The sequence below is a fragment of the Cellulosimicrobium composti genome (assembly GCF_009711085.1).
Taxonomy (GTDB): Bacteria; Actinomycetota; Actinomycetes; order Actinomycetales; family Cellulomonadaceae; genus Cellulosimicrobium; species Cellulosimicrobium composti.
Map to the genome: position 1 here is coordinate 1 of NZ_WMKA01000101.1, position 1758 is coordinate 1758.

The 1758-nt window shown below is 64.1% G+C and carries 3 protein-coding genes; 1 reads left to right on the forward strand and 2 read right to left on the reverse strand.

Features of this window, described 5'->3' with window-relative positions:
• A partial coding sequence (locus tag GJV82_RS19655) for a S1 family peptidase (RefSeq protein WP_225873503.1) occupies positions 1-755 on the forward strand: 755 nt, incomplete at its 5' end.
• Between the two features lie 56 nt (positions 756-811).
• Here GJV82_RS19655 and GJV82_RS19115 read toward each other — a convergent pair.
• Both GJV82_RS19115 and GJV82_RS20350 read right to left on the reverse strand, forming a co-directional pair.
• The gene (locus GJV82_RS19115) at positions 812-1138 is read right to left on the reverse strand and encodes a hypothetical protein (protein ID WP_155100317.1); all 327 of its coding nucleotides are present in this window, start codon (positions 1136-1138) and stop codon (positions 812-814) included.
• A 219-nt stretch (positions 1139-1357) separates the two neighbouring features.
• On the reverse strand, positions 1358-1758 hold a 401-nt coding region (locus GJV82_RS20350; RefSeq protein ID WP_225873504.1), incomplete at its 5' end, for a DUF6262 family protein.

Genomic DNA, 1758 nt, shown 5'->3' on the forward strand with positions numbered 1-1758 from the left:
CGCTGGTCACCTCATCCGTCCTGGTGAGAACACCTCAGAGCGACACCTACCACTTCGCCGGCGCACGGATTCACAAGTTCAGCAACAACCAGATCACCTCCCGATGCACGAGCAACTTCGCAGCGATCAGGCCCTCGGAGAACAACAAGAAGTACCTGCTCACGGCCGCGCACTGTGCGAATGTCGGGGACACCTGGGTCGTACACGACGGGGTCGCCGGCAGTAACTCGTACTACATGCTGGGTAACACGGTGAGCCGGAACGAGCTGTACGACGTCGCGACGATCGACAGCACCACGTCCTTCCCGTTCATGTGGACGGGGGCGTGGAACTCCAGCACGTACACGGAAATCAACGGGCTGACATCTCCGGTGGTCGGTACCGAGATCTGCTACTCGGGGTCGTACACGGGTCTCGTCTGCGGCAACATCGTGACCTCTCCGGAAGCCAATCGCCCCGTGAACCTTGGCGGCGGCGTGATCCAAACCGTCTACGGCTACCGCACCGAACAGGCGAACCAACAGATCTCCGCGGGCGAGGGCGACAGCGGCGGACCGGGCTACGTCCTGACGAACACTGCCTCGGGTCTGAAGCGGAACGCGGCCACGATCATCTCGGCCGGCACGAGCATTCCCGGAGCCACGTGTCCTGGCGACCCGTCGGCGAGCAACCGAGGTTGCGGGTACAGCATCATCACCACCTCGGTGGCGAAGGCGCTGACGTCGCAGAACCTGGCACTGCAGATCATCCCCTAACACACAAGGAGCCTGGTCAGCGGCGGGGGTTCGTCGCTGACCAGGCTTCTAGCTTCTCAGGAAGTTGGGTCGGGGTTCGGGTTCGTCAGGACATGCACGTCGACCCCAGTCCCCTTGACGGCGTTGCTCACACAGTCAAGAACGCGGTCGAGATCATCGCGTGTCGCATCGGGGACCATCACGATGGTCAGCCCAGTGGAAGGGTTGCTGAAAAACTCGTAGTGATCCTGTATGGCGGGGTCGGCCATGCATTCGTAGACAGTCTCCACACGACCATCTGTGGTCACGAGCCAGGGGCCCTCCGGCGCCTCTTCCGACTGCCGCGCGGTAGCGAACAGCGCCACAACAGCGGCGAGTACAGCGACCGCGGCACCCGCGCTCACGAACTGGATTCTGCGCCGCCTCACGACCTCCGGTGCACTGTTCTGCCCCACCGGATGAGCCTAACAGCGAGAGCAAAAGGCGAGGCGATTGCGACCGCATGCGGCCTCGTCCAACCATCTATGGCTCGCCGAAGACCGTGTCCGGGACGTCTGGCCAGTAGCCATGGACTGAGGACCGACGGTCTAAGGAAGTCACGGGTGCGAGAGGCCTGGTGGGGGTCAACTCGGGAAGTTGGAGCGAGCGGTTCGTAGCTCACCGTGTAGAACCGCGATCTGGTGCTGGAGATCGCGGTTCTGTTGCGTCAGCTCGGTGATCCGGTCGTGGGCGAGTTCGAGTCGGCGACGCATGGACTTGGTCGTGGCTGGGGTGAGGATGGCATCCACGCGTGGTCGCGCCCGTCCGTCACTGGCCGTGTGGATCGCGTCCAGCAGGTCGGGTTGGGTGTAGATCCAGGACCGGGTGACCTGCGCAGTGCGGGCGAGGAGAGAGACGGTCGGGGCGTTCCCGCTCGCTTGGATCGTGCGGAGGGCGTCGTCAGCGCGGGTGCGGGTTTCGCGTGCGCGCCGCTGGGCCGCTTTGCGAAGGTGGTGGGTGTTGTCAGCCCGCATCCGGGGCCTCC